Here is a 16,619-nt window from a genome sequence, read left to right on the forward strand (position 1 = left end):
TAGAAGGCGATCTTTTTATCAGTAATGATCATCTCCTGCAAGCTGAAAATTATGCCATTCAATCATTAAATAGTAATGAAGAACATTACAGGCATGTGAATCTGGTGACCGGTTTACCACGGGTGATTTCAATCAGAGTGAATGCTTCGTTACCTGCTTCTTACATTACAGCTACCAATGCTGCTATCGCGCGCTATAATGCTTTAGGGTTAAGTTTAACTTTTACCAGAGTAACTACCGGAGGGAGTATTGTTATCAATGGAGTTACCGGTACTTCTTATCTCTCTATGTCAGGCTTTCCGACTGGGGGTAATCCGTATGGTAGTATAGATTTGAACAGATCTTACCTGGACACCTGGGCCAGTAATACAGTAGTTTCTGTTATTACTCATGCAATCGGTCACTGTATCGGGTTTCATCATACTGATTATTATTCTGCTACTGCTTGTAACATGGATATCGTTTCAGGACCGTCCGGTATCCCTGTGATTATTCCCGGAATTCCTTCAAGTGTACCTTCATGGATGAACAGTTGTATCAGTAATGGAATGAATATCCCTTTTAGTGTAGATGACGTATTAGCTCTTAATTATGTTTATTAATTTTAATACTACAATTTTTAAATTGCTTGTTTATGCCTGGAGATTACCTTATTAAGGTATTGGGCTAACAGGTCATCCGTTTTGTTAATAAGGAAAATAAAAGAATGGAGAGTAGAGAACCTATTTCATTCTCCACTCTCCATTCGTAATAATTAATTTTTCACTCTATTAAGCGATCGTAATAGAATCATCCAGATAAACATCCTGTACTGCGTTCAGTAATTCTATACCTTCATTCATCGGACGTTGAAATGCTTTTCTGCCCAGGATCAATCCCATACCACCGGCTCTTTTGTTGACTACTGCAGTATAAACCGCATCTGCCAGATCGCTCGAACCTTTACTCTCACCACCACTGTTGATTAAACCAACACGACCGTTGTAACAGTTGAGAATCTGATATCTTGTTAGGTCAATCGGATGATCTGAGCTTAGTTTATCGTATACCAGTTTATGTGTTTTACCATGTTTGGTAGCAAGGTAACCGCCATTATTGGTAGGTAATTTTTGTTTGATAATATCTGCCTGTAAGGTAACTCCTAAATGGTTTGCCTGGCCGGTTAAATCGGCACTGGTGTGATAATCAACACCGTCTACTTTGAACGAGTTGTTTCTGGTATAACACCAAAGAATAGTTGCCATTCCTAATTCGTGTGCCATTTCAAATGCTTCCGCTACTTCTTTTAACTGGCGTGCACTTTCTGCAGATCCCCAGTAAATAGTAGCACCTACCGCGCAGGCACCCATTTCCCAGGCATTTTTAATAGTACCGAACATCGTTTGGTCAAAACGATTCGGCATGCTTAAAAATTCATTGTGATTGATCTTTACGATAAAAGGAATTTTGTGGGCATATTTTCTACTCATTAATCCTAAAACACCATAAGTAGAAGCAACGCCATTACACCCGCCTTCCATAGCCAGTTTAATTATATTTTCAGGGTCGAAATAAATAGGATTCGGTGCAAATGCTGAACCTCCGCTGTGTTCAATACCCTGGTCTACCGGAAATATACTGCAGTAACCTGTATCTGACAGTCTTCCGTGCGACAATAATCTTTGTAAGTTGTTTAACACCTGGTTACTTCTGTTACTGTTGATCCATTGTTTGTCTACATGATCTGCAGAAGGTAGGTGAATTGTGTTGGAAGGGATTGTTTTACACTGATGGTCTAATAAATACGCTGCTTGATCTCCTAACAGATCAATCGTTTTTTCTGATGGCATAACAAGTCTTATTTTGTGTTTGAAGGATCGGTTCGTTTGTCTGATAAGCCACAAAGATAATGTCACTTTCAGCAGAAATAAAAGCCGCAGCGCCTCTCAGATTGACGGTTGATTTGAACGCTGTGTAAGAATGAATCGAAAGAATTGACGAGATATTAAGAAATCAATACGAGCGTTGAATGAGACTAGCCTATACTTATAAGATATTGAATTTTAATGAAATTTCCAAAAAACACATAAATTGCTGTAATTCAACTTGTTATTACTTGTAATGGAATTTTGCAAAAGCTGCGTTTACTGCACACGCTTTTTATTGCCTTGTAATTAAAAATGGAGAATGAATTTCATTCCCCATTTTTAATTTTTAATTATGAATTTCTATTAATGCAGTTCAGATCTTCAAATGCTACTTCTAAGCGTTTGTTGAAGCTCTCTTCACCTTTTCTCAACCAAACGCGTGGGTCATAATGTTTTTTATTCGGTTTGTCAGCTCCTTCTGGGTTACCTAACTGGCCTTGAAGATAAGCTTCGTACTTTTTGTAGTTGTTCAGTACGCCTTCCCAGAATGCCCATTGTAAGTCAGTATCGATGTTCATTTTGATAGCACCATAGCTGATAGCTTCTCTGATCTGGTGTTGAGGTGAACCTGAACCTCCATGGAATACAAAGTATACCGGTTTTTCACCTGTACCGTATTTCTGCTGGATATAATCCTGGCTGTTTTTCAGAATTTCAGGGCGTAATTCAACATTCCCCGGGCTATAAACACCGTGTACGTTTCCGAAAGCAGCAGCAACACTGAATAAGTTACCTACTTTTTTCAGCTCTTCATAAGCGTAAGCTACATGCTCAGGTTGAGTATATAATTTATCGTTTTCAACACCGCTATTATCCACTCCGTCTTCTTCGCCACCGGTAACACCTAATTCGATTTCAATACCCATACCTAATGGTTGCATACGTTTGAAAAACTCAACACTGGTACCGATATTTTCTTCGATTGGCTCTTCTGATAAATCAAGCATGTGTGAACTGAATAAAGGCTGGCCCTTTTCTTTATAGAATTGTTCGCCTGCATCGATCAAACCACTGATCCATGGTAACCATTTGTGAGCAGCATGGTCTGTATGTAAAACTACAGGAACCCCGTAGTATTTAGCAACATTGTGAATATGTAATGCACCGGAAATAGCACCTGCGATATTTGCCTGTAACTGATCGTTCGGCATTCCTTTACCTGCAATAAACTGAGCACCACCATTCGAAAACTGAATGATCACTGGTGAGTTAACTTTTGCGGCTGTTTCTAAAACTCCGTTAATGGTATTGGTACCGATTGTATTTACGGCAGGAAGGGCATACTGGTTTTGTAATGCATCTTGATACAATGCCTCTAATTCTTCACCGAATAATACCCCTGACTTGAATTTACTCATGGTATAAACTGATTTTTAATTGCGCTTGTCATTTACGGGCTCTAAGATACAGCTATATTTTTCCAACCTAAAATATTTCATTATAGAATTTTCTTAATATTTCATTGAGGTTTCGTTTGCTTTCACACAAACAACTGTAAGTTTTTTACTCATTGGTATTGGGTATATTCCTGTACTGTCAATGCCCTGTGTCCGGTAGCAGGTTTCATTCGCTTTCTTTTCTTTGCGAATACTTGTGTAATTTAATTTCCGGTGCTGAGGATTTTCTTTTTTAGATTTCATCACGATTGTAAATGAGGTGATTATCCGATTATAAATCTTTAACGCCATGAAACTAATCCGCAGATTCGTTCCGTATTTTGAGATAAGTGTATTATATCTTAAACTTGCCTTATACCGCACCTTAATCTTCTACTTAAAATGAGTAAAGAAATTGAATACCATATTGTGACACCCGATGCACTGTTGGCGGATTTTGTGGACAGCTTCTGGTGTTTGTATAATCATTCTGATACTGATCAGGAAGTGGTGGTTCTTCCTGATGGAAGAATTGACCTCTTTTTTTCCCGGTCTGCTACCGAACCATTTCATATCACTTTACTGGGTCTCAGTACTTATCCGGAAAAAGCAATGATTAAAGCCGGAACCAGCACGTTTGCCGTCAGCTTTAAACCGTTGGCGATTGAGTATATTTTAAATGAATCAGTGGCTGACATTATTAACAATGCTAAAAATATGCCTCCGGATATCTGGGAAATCAATACTATTAATTGTACGGATTTTAATGGATTTTGTAATGAAGTGGCTACCAAAATAAAAGAACGGATTCCTCATGATGTTGATGACAGAAAAAAAAGTCTTTTTCATTTGCTGTATCAATCAAATGGAGCACTTACCGTAAAAACATTGTCTGAAGAAGTATTCTGGAGCAGCCGGCAGATTAACCGCTATTTTAATCAGCTCTTAGGACTTTCTATGAAAACCTATAGCAGTATTCTTCGTTTCAGAGCTTCTTTCCCACATATTAAAAAAGGGAAACTTTTTCCCGAACAAAACTTTACAGATCAGTCTCACTTTATTAAAGAAGTAAAAAAGTTATCCGGCGTTTTACCAAAAGAACTTAAACAGAATCAAAACGGCCGATTTATACAATTTTCAACACTCAACGAAAAATAATTTTGTACCGTAAATAAATCATACGGTATGTTACTGAATAATAAAAAAATAGCCATCGTTGGTGGAGGACCGGCAGGTTTAACACTCGCCAGACTTTTACAGCTGAAAGGTGCAGTTGTACAGGTATATGAACGCGATTTTAATGAACGCGTTCGATCGCAGGGAGCAACACTTGATTTGCACGAAACATCTGGTTTGGAAGCGATCAGAAGAGCAGGAGTCTTAGCCGAATTTTATCAAAAGTATCGCCCTGAAGCAGGCTTACTAAGAGTAGTAAAGAATAATATGGAAATTGTATTCGATGACCATGTTGCCGGTAAAATCAGTGAACAACGCCCTGAAATAGACAGAGCAGATCTGCGGGATATTTTATTACAGTCATTGCAACCCGGAACAGTCGTATGGGATTGTCATTTTCTTTCAATGGAAAAAGCTGCGGAAGGGTGGGAGTTATTTTTTAAAGACGGCCGTTCTTTTTATGCCGATATCGTTATTGCCGCAGATGGAGCAAATTCAAAAATCCGTCCGCTCATAACAACAATACAACCGGTTTACTCGGGTATAACAATTGTTGAAGGAAATATTTATTCTGCAAAGACACATGTACCGGATTTATGGTCGCTGGTGAAAGGAGGAAAAGTGTTTGCCCTGGGAAATGAACAGTCTCTTATATTAAGTACTAAAGGTGACGGTAGCCTGTCTTTTTATTCAGGAACTAAAATTGACGAATACCGGGCATCATCCGGAGTAATAGATTTTACCAATCAGCAACAGGTATTCCATTGGTTTAAGACAAGCTTCAGCAATTGGAGTAAGGAATGGGAGGTACTGTTTCAGACTGATCAGGCCGAATTTATCCCTCGCCCCCAATATCATTTTCCGGCAGATCAATATTGGAAAACACAATCGAACCTGACGATGATCGGAGACGCAGCACATCGTATGCCGCCTTATGCGGGAGAAGGTGTAAATATGGCTATGCAGGACGCGTTTGAATTGGCTGAATGTATGACCGGTACAACGTTTAACACGATTCAGGAGGCAATCAATGCTTTTGAACAAAACATGAGAAAGCGTGCAGCTGAGGTAACGCAGATGTCGCTGGAAGCTACTGAACAATTACACTCGCCACAGGCTATTCGTTGGATATTGAAGGCTTTTCAAGGCACACATTAAACGTTTACAGTGATTACCGTCACCGGCCGGCCAGCCGGTTTTTTTATGTACTTATTTATATAGGCCATTTGTTATGATAACGTGAATATTGTTAAAATACAAGATAATCTTCTTTTTTTACAACTGATTATACTGTCATAATCATCAATTTTGTAAGCGCAGACCAGGTAATTGTAAATAACCCCATGCCTGGTGTTGATAATGATAACAATCTATTAAAAACATTTGGGGTTATTTTTTGTTGAATAAAACAGCACTCTTCCGAAATTTTCTTTTAACGATTTCAGCTTTGCTCCGAAACGGAAAATAAACTTTATTATTCCGCGGTCACATTTTTGTAAGATAATTAGTATCAATTATATGATTTTGTTCACCAGGATGTTCTATTAAACCATCTACTATGAAAAAATTATCCCTGACTATTTTATCGTTGTTTGCTTTCATTATTGTTATGGCGCAAACTGACCGGCCTGTACTTGACATCATGCTTACTAATTATAAGTATCCGTTCGAAGTAAAATACCTGAGTTTGCAGAACCAACAGGAAAATTTACAAATGGCTTACATGGATGTGCGTCCTGTTAAGCCGAATGGAAAAACAATCGTGTTATTACATGGTAAAAACTTTAATGGAGCATATTGGAAAACAACTATCAATGAGCTGGTCAAAGATGGATACAGAGTGGTGGTACCCGATCAGATAGGGTTTGGTAAATCATCTAAACCGGCCCATTACCAATTTACATTTCAGCAATTGGCAGTAAATACTAAAGCATTGCTCGATGAGCTAAAGATAGACCGGGTATTTTTGTTAGGACATTCGATGGGAGGTATGCTGGCCACCCGCTTTACTTTAATGTTTCCTGAGCGTGTGGGTAAATTAATACTTGAAAATCCAATCGGACTTGAAGATTGGAAATTGGTAGCACCTTATACATCAATTGATGAGAACTACCTCAAAGAGCTTGAAGTGGATGATGCATCTACCCGGCAATACCAGCTCAGATTTTATTACGATAATAAATGGAAACCGGAATATGATGAATGGGTTTATTTATTAACCGGTTGGACGAAACACCCCGAGTATCCTATTGTAGCAATGAATAATGCGCAAACCAGTGATATGATTTTTACACAACCCGTAGTATATGAGTTTGATAAAATAAAAACCCCCACTTTACTGATAATCGGTACACGCGATCGAACAGCTATTGGTAAAAATAATGTGAAAGATGCAGGTATCAGGGATAAGATGGGATTGTATAACGAATTAGGTAAAAAGACGCAACAAAAAATAAAAGGTTCAGAGCTGGTAGAATTTGAAAATGTAGGCCATCTGCCACATATAGAAGTTTTTGACCGGTTTATAGAAGTTTTGAAGTCGTACCTGAAAAAATAAATGAATGTAGATGACTACTACACAGCAACCGCTCTCTAAATCATTATTGTTGTTAATGGCTGTTACTACCGGGCTGGTGGTAGCTAATAATTATTATAATCAGCCGATGTTAGGATTAATGGCTGATTCATTTGGCGTTTCTGAATTTGAAATCAGCAATGTTCCTATGCTCACGCAAATAGGATATGCCATCGGGTTATTGCTGATCGTTCCTTTGGGGGACATGCTAAAGAGAAAAAAACTGATCCTGATCGATTTCGTACTGATCATATTGTCTTTGCTTTTTGCCGCTTATTCTACTACACCTTTTCAACTGAAGTGTGCCAGTTTTATGATCGGGCTAACCTCTGTGGTGCCGCAGATCATGGTACCAATGGCTGCTCAGTTATCGACAGATGAAAAAAGAGGTGCAGCCATCGGCACAGTAATGACCGGTATGTTTATAGGTATTTTAGGATCACGCACTGTTAGCGGTTTTGTAGGTGCATATCTGGGATGGCATGAAATGTTTCTGATTGCCGCAGGTATTATGCTTGTTTTGTTCATTGTACTGGCAAGGTATCTCCCTGAAATTTATCCTGACTTTAAAGGAACTTACACTCAGCTCATCACCTCGATAGTTGTACAGTTCAAAGAAAATCCTAAACTACGACTGGCAGGTTTCAGAGGTGCGCTGGATTTTGCCTGTTTCAGTATATTCTGGACGACACTTGTTTTCTTACTGGCTGAACCTCCTTTCAAAATGGGGAGTGATATAGCAGGAGCTATCGGATTGGTTGGAATAGCAGGCGCACTGATAGCCTCTGTAGTAGGAAAACTCAGTGATAAAATGAGTAAAAATAAAATCATCATCATAGGTATTGTTATTGTGTTGATCTCGTGGGTTATTCTTGGGTTCTCTAAAGAAAGCCTTATCGGTATTATTCTGGGTGCTTTTATTTTAGATATAGGAGTACAATCGGTGCATATATCAAATCAAACCATCATTTTTGAAGGTAACCCTGTAGCCCGAAACAGAATCAATACAGTATACATGGTCATGTATTTTACCGGTGGTGCACTTGGCACTTTTATTGGCGGATATATCTGGCATTTCTTTAAATGGGATGGTATTGCAGTAACAGGCATTGTACTCAGTGTGCTGATATGGATTGTACACGTAATGGGAAACAAAATAATGAGAAAGAATACTGTTATTACAAAAGAAAACCTGCAGGGTGACCCTGAACTCTGTTCACCCGCAAACAATATTCAATAAGTAATCACTCTATCGTATTAACAATAAAAAATATTTCAATGGATTTAAAGTTAAAAGATAAAATAGCTCTGGTAACCGGGTCTACAGGTGGTATCGGACTGGCTATTGCAAAAGGATTACTGAAAGAAGGGGCAGTGGTTTATATCAACGGTCGTACACAATCTAAAGTAGATGATGTGAAAAATCAGTTACAAAGTGAAATTCCTGATGCAAAAGTTAAAGGTATTGCTGCTGATTTTTCTAAAGTAGAGGAAATAAATGCTTTACTGAAAGCATTGCCTGATATTGATATTCTGGTTAACAATGTAGGAGTGTACGGAGATCAGCCTTTCGAAACCACTGGCGACGACGTCTGGTTGAACGATTTTAATATCAATGTAATGAGCGGAGTGCGTTTGTCTCGTTATTATGCTCCAAAAATGCGTGAAAAAAACTGGGGCCGCATCATCTTTATCTCCAGTGAATCGGCAATTAACATTCCCGATGATATGATTTTATACGGCGTTACAAAAACGGCTTATTTGTCATTGAGCAGAGGGCTGGCTAAACACCTGAAAGGTACCAACGTAACAGTTAATGCTATTTTGCCGGGTCCGACGATTGCCGAAGGTTCTGATCAGATGTTTGAACAGATCGCAAAGGAAAAAGGTATTCATCAATCGGAAGCTCCTTTAGCTTTTATCAGAGAAAAGAGACCGTCTTCTATTATACAACGGTTTGCAACGGCAGAAGAAGTGGCCAATCTGGTGGTATATACCGTAAGTCCGTTGGCTTCGGCTACCACCGGCGCCGCCTTACGTGTAGACGGTGGCGTGGTAGATACAGCATTTTAGTATGGATGTAATAAGAATAGTAAAACCTTAAATAAAATGGTATGAATAAGATTAAAATTGCTAATACAGATCTTGAAATAGCGCGTATTAATTTCGGCGGAAATGTTTTTGGGTGGACATTGGATGAAAAACAATCTTTCGATATGCTGGATAAGTTTTATGATGCCGGATTCAATTTCATTGATACCGCTGATACGTATTCATGGTGGGTGAATGGCACCGGTGGACAGTCGGAAACTATCATTGGCAAATGGTTGAAAAACCGCGGTAATCGAGATAACGTGGTCGTTGCTACAAAAGTGGGATCAGAAACAAAAGAACATGGATACGATATCAGTAAAAAACATATACTGAAATCAGTGGATGAATCTTTACAACGCTTACAAACAGATCATATCGATTTGTATTATACACATTTTGATGATAATGTAACACCGGTAGAGGAAACACTGGAAGCTTATAATGAAATTGTGAAAGCCGGTAAAGTAAGATACATTGCTGCCTCCAACCTCAGCCCTGCCAGATTGAAAGAGTCGTTAGAGGTAGCGGAGAAAAGCGGATTTCCTAAGTATGTAGCTTTGCAACCCCATTATAATCTGGTGGAAAGAGAAAAATATGAAACGGAATATTCAGCATTAGTAGAAAAACATGGATTGACTGTTTTTCCTTACTGGTCGCTTGCTGCAGGTTTTCTAACAGGTAAATATCGCTCTGAAGCTGATTTAGGAAAAAGTGTAAGAGGCGGAGGAGCAAAAAAATACCTGAATGAAAAAGGATTGGAAGTATTAGCTGCATTAGATACGGTAGCTGCAAAACATACCTCCCAACCTGCTACCGTTGCGCTGGCCTGGTTGCTGAACCAACCTCATGTAGGTGCACCGATAGTAAGCGCAACCAACGAAAAACAATTAAAAACCTTGTTTGATGCTCCTGAATTGCAATTAGATGCCGAAGACCTGGAAGTGTTGAATCAGGCAAGCAAATAAAGTGGATGATTTTAATTTAAAATTTATAATACCATTACCGATACATCCTGTATAGAACTATTCTAATATCAAAGCATGAAGAATTTTAAAACAATGTTTTTTTATTTACGTCTTCCTGTGGCAATGTCATTGCTCGGCCATGGATTGGTACGATTACCCAAGCTACAGGCATTCAGCAGCTGGATGGTAGAAACGATGGAGAAATCTGCTATTCCTGCTGCTTTGATTATACCTTTTAGTTATATACTACCCATTGCAGAAGCAATTCTGGGTGTTTTGTTAATGGTTGGTTTTCAGTTTCGTTATACATTAATGGCTGCTTTGATTTTGATGAGTGTATTGATTTTGGGTAGCAGTTCTATTGAAAACTGGAGTGCTATTGAAGCTCAGTTGATACATGCCGTTTATTTGGGTGGATTGTGGTGGTTTTATGAAAAAAATATTTCTGTTACGCCCTGATAATCTTTATATAATGACTTTCTGCGGGGCTGAAATTTTGAAACAGAACGATCCTGATAGGAAAATGAAGAAATGTAGGGTGAAGACATAGCTGTGAAAAGTTCACAGTCAGATCTTTCACCTGCTCTCTTCATTTTTTTGTTTCGGCTACTTCGAAAGTATTTGAAATCAGCTTTCTGTAGAGTGAAGTTTACTTCAGAATATCCAATATTATCATTGTTTGAAGTCCAAAAAAAATCTGAAAAAATATTATCTTCGTAAGCCTTGTAAAAGGTGTTGCCTGCAGTTAAAACATGTCGTAACTACAACCGGGAATATTCTCATTTGATCTTAAAAAATTAGGAGAAGCGTATGGGTAAATACAGAAATTTGATATTTTATGTTGCAACGATTGGTGGATTTTCAGCACTCATTTATTGGATTGCTACTATCGGAAAGGGCTTAGAAACAGGAAAAGAAGTTATTAAGGTAACATCTGAAAAATCGCAATGGGTCGAATTTCTGGATTCATTTTCACATAATATTCAACATCCTTTAGCATTGTTATTAGCACAAATTGTAACGATTGTAATTGTTGCACGTTTATTCGGATGGATTTGTGTTAAAATCGGGCAACCTTCCGTTATAGGTGAGATGATTGCAGGTATTTTATTAGGGCCTTCTTTTATCGGAATGTATTTTCCTGAATTTTCTGCCGCTCTTTTCCCTGTTCAGTCATTAGGTAACCTGCAGTTCCTGAGTCAGGTGGGATTGATTTTGTTTATGTATATCGTGGGTATGGAAGTAGATCTGAAAGTTCTCAGAACACAGGCTCATGATGCAGTGGTGATCAGCCACGCAAGTATTATTTTTCCTTTCGCCTTAGGCTTTGGCCTGGCTTATTTTATTTATTCTTCTTTTGCACCGGCAGGAGTAGAGTTCTTGTCTTTTAGTTTATTTATCGGTATAGCAATGAGTATTACCGCCTTTCCGGTGCTTGCCAGAATAGTACAGGAAAGGGGAATACAAAAAACCAAACTGGGTACCATTGTAATTACCTGCGCTGCCGCAGATGATATTACCGCCTGGTGTATTCTGGCTGCCGTAATTGCAATTGTAAAAGCCGGTTCATTAACCAGTTCTTTATTTGTAATTGTATTGGCGATAGCATATGTACTTCTTATGATTAAAGGTGTTCGCCCTTTCTTAAAAAGAATAGGTGAATTATATCCTACCAAAGAAACCCTTAGCAAACCAATCATTGCTATTTTTCTGTTGGTACTGATACTTTCGTCTTATCTGACTGAAATTATCGGTATTCACGCTTTATTCGGTGCGTTCATGGCCGGAGCAATTATGCCCGATAAAATTAAGTTCAGAGATATTTTTATCGAAAAAGTTGAAGACGTCGCAATGATTCTCTTCCTTCCACTGTTCTTTGTATTTACAGGATTGCGTACTGAAATAGGTTTGATTAATGATATTGAATTATGGAAATTGACAGGTTGGATTATTGTAGTAGCAGTTGCCGGTAAATTTCTGGGAAGTGCTGTTGCTGCAAAATTTGTGGGTCAGAACTGGAAAGACAGTCTTACTATCGGTGCATTAATGAATACCCGTGGTTTGATGGAACTGGTAGTATTGAATATAGGGTACGACTTAGGCGTATTGTCTCCCGAAATGTTCTCAATGATGGTTATCATGGCACTTGTAACTACCTTTATGACCGGCCCTGCATTAGATCTCATTAATTGGGCATTCAAATCTAAGAAAGAAAAAATATTGCCGGTGGTGGAGATGGGGCCTGACTGCGATTATAAAGTATTACTATCATTTACAAATCCGCAAAAAGGAAGAACCCTGTTAAAGCTGGCGAATGGATTTGTTAGTAAATCAAAAGATAAACAGGCTATTACAGCAATGCATATTACCTCTTCTGATCAGATTCATGGATACATATCAGATGAAAGAGAGGAAGAAACATTACAACCGATTGTAGAAGAAGCGCAGGCGCTGAATCAGCGGGTAATAACTTTGTCGAAAGCATCCAGCAATATCAATAGTGATATTATTGAAATTTCCGAACAGGGTAATTTTGATTTGTTACTGACCGGTATTCAACATTCAATTTATAAAGGAACTTTGTTAGGTAATATACTTGGTTTTACAACATCGATTATTGATCCTGAAAGACTGGTTAATAAGTTGATCGGTAAAGAAAGCTTTCTGAATAAAGAGGTGTTCGGTGAGCAGTTGCAAACATTGATTGATAAAATGGATCGCCCTATCGGTATTTTAATAGATAATGATCTGCAGAATATGAACAAGGTATGTATCCCTATTTTCTCTGATCAGGATATCTCATTATTACGATACGGAAAAATGCTGGCCAGAAATGCTCAGTCTAAAATCACTATCATTGATGTATCAGGGCGACATGAAAGTATTATTAAACAAAAGATGAATGCGTTAAGTGCTTTTGAAGCAAATAATATTAATGTATATACATACAATGATATTAATGAAGAACTCATGGCTGACTACTCATTGGTGATAGTAAGTATCGAAAGCTGGAAACAATTAGTGGAGGAAAAGAGTAAATGGTTAACCACTATTCCTTCTACATTAATTATTACAGCTCCTAAAAAAGTAATTGATACAGAACCGATGCTGCCTGAGCCGGCTCTATAATAAAATCTTGATTACTTAATTTCTTCTATGTATGGAAAATTGAAAATGGAAAGTGCAAAAAACTCTTATTAATTGAACACAGCAATGATATTGAGTTTAAGAACTGCGTAGCCTTCTTAATTATTAATTTATCTACGTATCCGTTTTCAATTTTCCATTCTCAACTATCAATTTTTTTTAATTGAAAATGGAAGTGCAAAAAATCTTTTATTAATTGAACACAGCAATGATATTGAGTTTAAGAACTGCCTAGCCATTCTTAATTATTAATTAAGAAGTGTTTAATCAGAAAAACGCCCCAGGCTTTTATTAATCAGCAGCAGATTTTTTTGAAGGGTTTGCTTCATCTGGCGTTTCACTAATTGTCCCATCGATTTACACTTAAAAAAGTGTGCTGATTGAAAATACTCTCCCAATTCGGTTTTGAGCTGTAAAAGCTTGTCCGGATAAGAAATATTATCCCTCGACATAATATTGAGTAATTCCATTAGCCGGTGTCGTGTGGAAGCCACTCTGAATGCCATAATTGTTCTTTCCTCCATCTGATATTGTAAGATAGATTCCTGGTTCAGATGCTTCTGACAAATATCTACTAATGAACGGTTTTCTTTGAAGAACTGCGGCAGATAAAGATTTTTTCTGCCTTCATATGATTGTTGATCAAAGTCAATAGCGCGTATTCGATACTGATAGTCTTCTACATCAGGAGTTACATCTACTACAAAGTTATAGGAACGCATATCTCCCAGCAATCTTACAAAACAACGTTCATTAAACTTTACAAATTCTTTTGCAAGACGTACCTGATTGGTGTCTGATCGATAGAGATGATCTTTGATAAACAAATCACCCGGGATGCCGGGAATGTGTTCTTCAACCAGCGTATCTCCCGACGAAATGAACGTAATACGATTGGGCGACAGAAGATGTTCCAATTCTAATCCGTATAATCTCGACGCATCAGCTTTTTTAATATAGTAATGGTCGTAGTTGTCATTGTACTTATTAACAATTCTGATCCGGAATGGATTGGAATTGCCAAATCCGCAATAATCTATCCGGGCAACATCCAGTTGATTGATAAAAGTATAATCTCCTTCGGTTTTCAGAATAGCATAAATTTTAACCAATCCCTCACGGATATAATCCCATTCTCTCAGGTCGTAAATGGTCGTTTCCCAATGTGTATCTACTCCGTTTTTATCCTTTAACGGAATGCTATAGGTGATACGCATCAGGTCATTATAAGTAACCGGTAACTGAACTTCGCGACCATGCGTTTTCAGGTATCCACGCAACTCATCATTTACCGGAAACATAGGTTTCCTTTTAGACGGTTTATTGTCTGCAAAGTTCTGATGAAAGAATGGTTTATACATGAAAAATGCTTTTCATGTAAGTTACGAAAAGGTAGATAAAGTTAGTAGTGAGGGAGGTGATTTAGCATAATTAATGCATATCCGTATCATAATAGCGGTCGAGACCCACCATTTCCTGAATTTTTCTGAAATAAGCCGGTGCGTAGAGGAGCCTTGCGCCGTACCAGCTGAACATTTCGCCGTCTACCAGTAAAATATGGGCATCAGGGAGCAGTTTTTCTATTTCGTTCAGGTGTTTTTCATCAAAAGGGAAGGGCTCTGAAGACAATAAAACTACCTGTGGCTGAAGAGCTACAATTTCTTCCACTGTAATTTCAGGATAACGGGTCCGGTTTTCCAGAACGTTTTTAAATCCTACACTCTCGAGCATGTCATGAATAAAAGTATCGTTCCCTACACTCATATAAGGATTTTTCCAGATGAGATATAAGGCATCCATATAAGCATTCGGAAAAGGCAGTGCATCAAATGCCTGGGTAATCTTGATGTTGATTTTATTCGCCTGAACGGAACGGTCGGTGATAATACCTATCTCTTCAATTGCCGAGATCGCTTGTGGAAGAGTATTGATATCGGTCACATAAACAGGATAGCGCTTTTCGAGCTCCCGGATATCTTCCGCACGGTTTTCTTCCTTATTCGCAATAATAAGGTCGGGCTGTAATTGGTCAATAAGGTGGTAATGCACGTTTTTAGTGCCGCCGATTCTCGTTTTTTGACGAAACCAATGATCGGGGTGCACACAAAATTTGGTGATGCCGACCACTTGCTGTTCTAAATCTAAGTGGTAAAGTAACTCTGTCAGGGATGGAACCAAAGAAATAATTCTTTGAGGCTTATTGGATAAACTGAGTTTCCTGTTAAGTTGATCAATAATTTCCCTTTGCATAAGCTAAGTTATGCAAAAATTGATACCGATACTGCGCCTCCTGCTATTAGATAGGGTGTAGCAGGAGGGTATTGGATTGCAGTCGGTTCTTAACACACAGGAATTGGTAATGGTTTTTCGGTTGGATTCGATAAATGGTTTTACTAGGATTGGTTCTTTAATGTTTTCATCTAGGTTTAGGACTGTTTGGATTTAGACGGTTTTTTACCGGATCTGGATTTTGGTTTGGACTTTGGACTTTTTGGACTGGTTTTTCTTTGGATAATTGGTTTGTTTTTCTGGACTTAATTGGATTTGGACGGTTTTTTAACGGATTACCTGGATTTTGGTTTTAAATGGATTTGGTTTAGGTTTTTAGGATCTTATTGGATATTGTTTTTCTTGGATATTCGGTCGAGAACTATTTAAAAATATTGGATTAAAAGAAAAAGAAGTTGACTGATACTGGATTTTTACATCTAGTTTTTTCATTGATATTGGAATGGTTCTCTTTAATTGGATATTGGTGGATCTTTCTTTGGATATTGTTATGATTGATGTTATCTATCAATCAACTTCTACAACAAAGATATATCCACATCGTTCCCAAAACAAGAGCACTATTTCTCTTTCTTTTGCTTTCAGAATTTACCACACAGATAGAAAAAGATCGATAGTGTTTTTCGTAGTTCAACTGAACTGGTATCGGAGATCTACGAAAAGCCGTAGTTTTACTGTCTGTTTTAAGCACTTCTGAACCCAATATGTGGAAAACGTTAAAAGAAGGCATTTATTATTAATCGAAGAAAAGCTTCATTCAAACGAAGGAATACTGACTTTGATCGAAATTAGTTGCGGGGAGGAGTAAAGAATAGGAATTTTACAACAGATACGCAAGATACCACAAGAAAGAAAAGAAAGCATACAGTGAGTATGTTCATTGCTCACTTCTGAAACTAAAAAAAAGACGCCTTTAATAGCGTCTCTTTTTTTGTATATACCTAACTGGTAGATGTGATATAGGCGCATACTCTGGCGCCGCTTTGTAAGCGGTGCCGCTTTATAATGGTGCATTATTGAGTGAGTATTGTTGTAATATAGATCAAATAGGCTGGCACACCGGATGCAATCCGGCGCGAGTTAGTGGCAT

General features: G+C 38.0%; 13 protein-coding genes. 9 read left to right on the plus strand and 4 right to left on the minus strand.

The features are described from left to right. The coding region (locus tag D9O48_RS18215; protein ID WP_126974432.1) for a M57 family metalloprotease at window positions 1-602 on the plus strand (602 nt) is incomplete at its 5' end. Between the two features lie 168 nt (window positions 603-770). Here D9O48_RS18215 and D9O48_RS18220 read toward each other — a convergent pair. Beyond that, window positions 771-1,829: a class I fructose-bisphosphate aldolase gene (locus D9O48_RS18220; protein WP_126974433.1), complete on the minus strand. Its 1,059-nt coding sequence runs from the start codon at window positions 1,827-1,829 to the stop codon at window positions 771-773. A 368-nt stretch (window positions 1,830-2,197) separates the two neighbouring features. Continuing rightward, entirely contained in the window at window positions 2,198-3,265 is a 1,068-nt protein-coding gene (gene fbaA, locus D9O48_RS18225) for a class II fructose-bisphosphate aldolase (protein WP_126974434.1), read from the minus strand. A gap of 420 nt (window positions 3,266-3,685) precedes the next feature. Here fbaA and D9O48_RS18230 point away from each other — a divergent pair, with 420 nt between their 5' ends. The 8 genes from D9O48_RS18230 (at window position 3,686) to D9O48_RS18265 (ending at window position 13,222) form a co-directional block, all read left to right on the plus strand. Next, window positions 3,686-4,441 (plus strand): helix-turn-helix domain-containing protein, encoded by a 756-nt coding sequence (locus D9O48_RS18230; RefSeq protein ID WP_126974435.1) that lies wholly within the window; start codon window positions 3,686-3,688, stop codon window positions 4,439-4,441. A gap of 27 nt (window positions 4,442-4,468) precedes the next feature. After that, on the plus strand, window positions 4,469-5,617 hold the full coding sequence (locus tag D9O48_RS18235) for an FAD-dependent oxidoreductase (RefSeq protein WP_126974436.1): 1,149 nt from the start codon (window positions 4,469-4,471) through the stop codon (window positions 5,615-5,617). A gap of 400 nt (window positions 5,618-6,017) precedes the next feature. After that, the gene (locus D9O48_RS18240; protein ID WP_126974437.1) at window positions 6,018-7,016 is read left to right on the plus strand and encodes an alpha/beta fold hydrolase; all 999 of its coding nucleotides are present in this window, start codon (window positions 6,018-6,020) and stop codon (window positions 7,014-7,016) included. 10 nt (window positions 7,017-7,026) lie between these two features. After that, window positions 7,027-8,274, plus strand: coding sequence for an MFS transporter (locus D9O48_RS18245; protein WP_126974438.1), 1,248 nt, complete (start codon window positions 7,027-7,029; stop codon window positions 8,272-8,274). Window positions 8,275-8,312: 38 nt separating this feature from the next. Next, on the plus strand, window positions 8,313-9,107 hold the full coding sequence (locus tag D9O48_RS18250) for an SDR family NAD(P)-dependent oxidoreductase (protein ID WP_126974439.1): 795 nt from the start codon (window positions 8,313-8,315) through the stop codon (window positions 9,105-9,107). A 41-nt stretch (window positions 9,108-9,148) separates the two neighbouring features. Next, window positions 9,149-10,093 (plus strand): aldo/keto reductase, encoded by a 945-nt coding sequence (locus tag D9O48_RS18255; RefSeq protein WP_126974440.1) that lies wholly within the window; start codon window positions 9,149-9,151, stop codon window positions 10,091-10,093. A gap of 75 nt (window positions 10,094-10,168) precedes the next feature. After that, window positions 10,169-10,552 (plus strand): DoxX family membrane protein, encoded by a 384-nt coding sequence (locus D9O48_RS18260; RefSeq protein ID WP_126974441.1) that lies wholly within the window; start codon window positions 10,169-10,171, stop codon window positions 10,550-10,552. Between the two features lie 351 nt (window positions 10,553-10,903). Next, complete coding sequence (locus D9O48_RS18265; RefSeq protein ID WP_126974442.1) at window positions 10,904-13,222, plus strand: cation:proton antiporter; 2,319 nt, start codon at window positions 10,904-10,906, stop codon at window positions 13,220-13,222. Window positions 13,223-13,503: 281 nt separating this feature from the next. Here D9O48_RS18265 and D9O48_RS18270 read toward each other — a convergent pair whose 3' ends face one another. Both D9O48_RS18270 and D9O48_RS18275 read right to left on the minus strand, forming a co-directional pair. Continuing rightward, window positions 13,504-14,601 (minus strand): hypothetical protein, encoded by a 1,098-nt coding sequence (locus tag D9O48_RS18270; protein WP_126974443.1) that lies wholly within the window; start codon window positions 14,599-14,601, stop codon window positions 13,504-13,506. Window positions 14,602-14,671: 70 nt separating this feature from the next. Beyond that, window positions 14,672-15,490: a helical backbone metal receptor gene (locus D9O48_RS18275; RefSeq protein WP_126974444.1), complete on the minus strand. Its 819-nt coding sequence runs from the start codon at window positions 15,488-15,490 to the stop codon at window positions 14,672-14,674. Window positions 15,491-16,619 lie beyond the last annotated feature (1,129 nt).

Source organism: Gynurincola endophyticus, assembly GCF_003991195.1.
GTDB lineage: Bacteria > Bacteroidota > Bacteroidia > Chitinophagales > Chitinophagaceae > Gynurincola > Gynurincola endophyticus.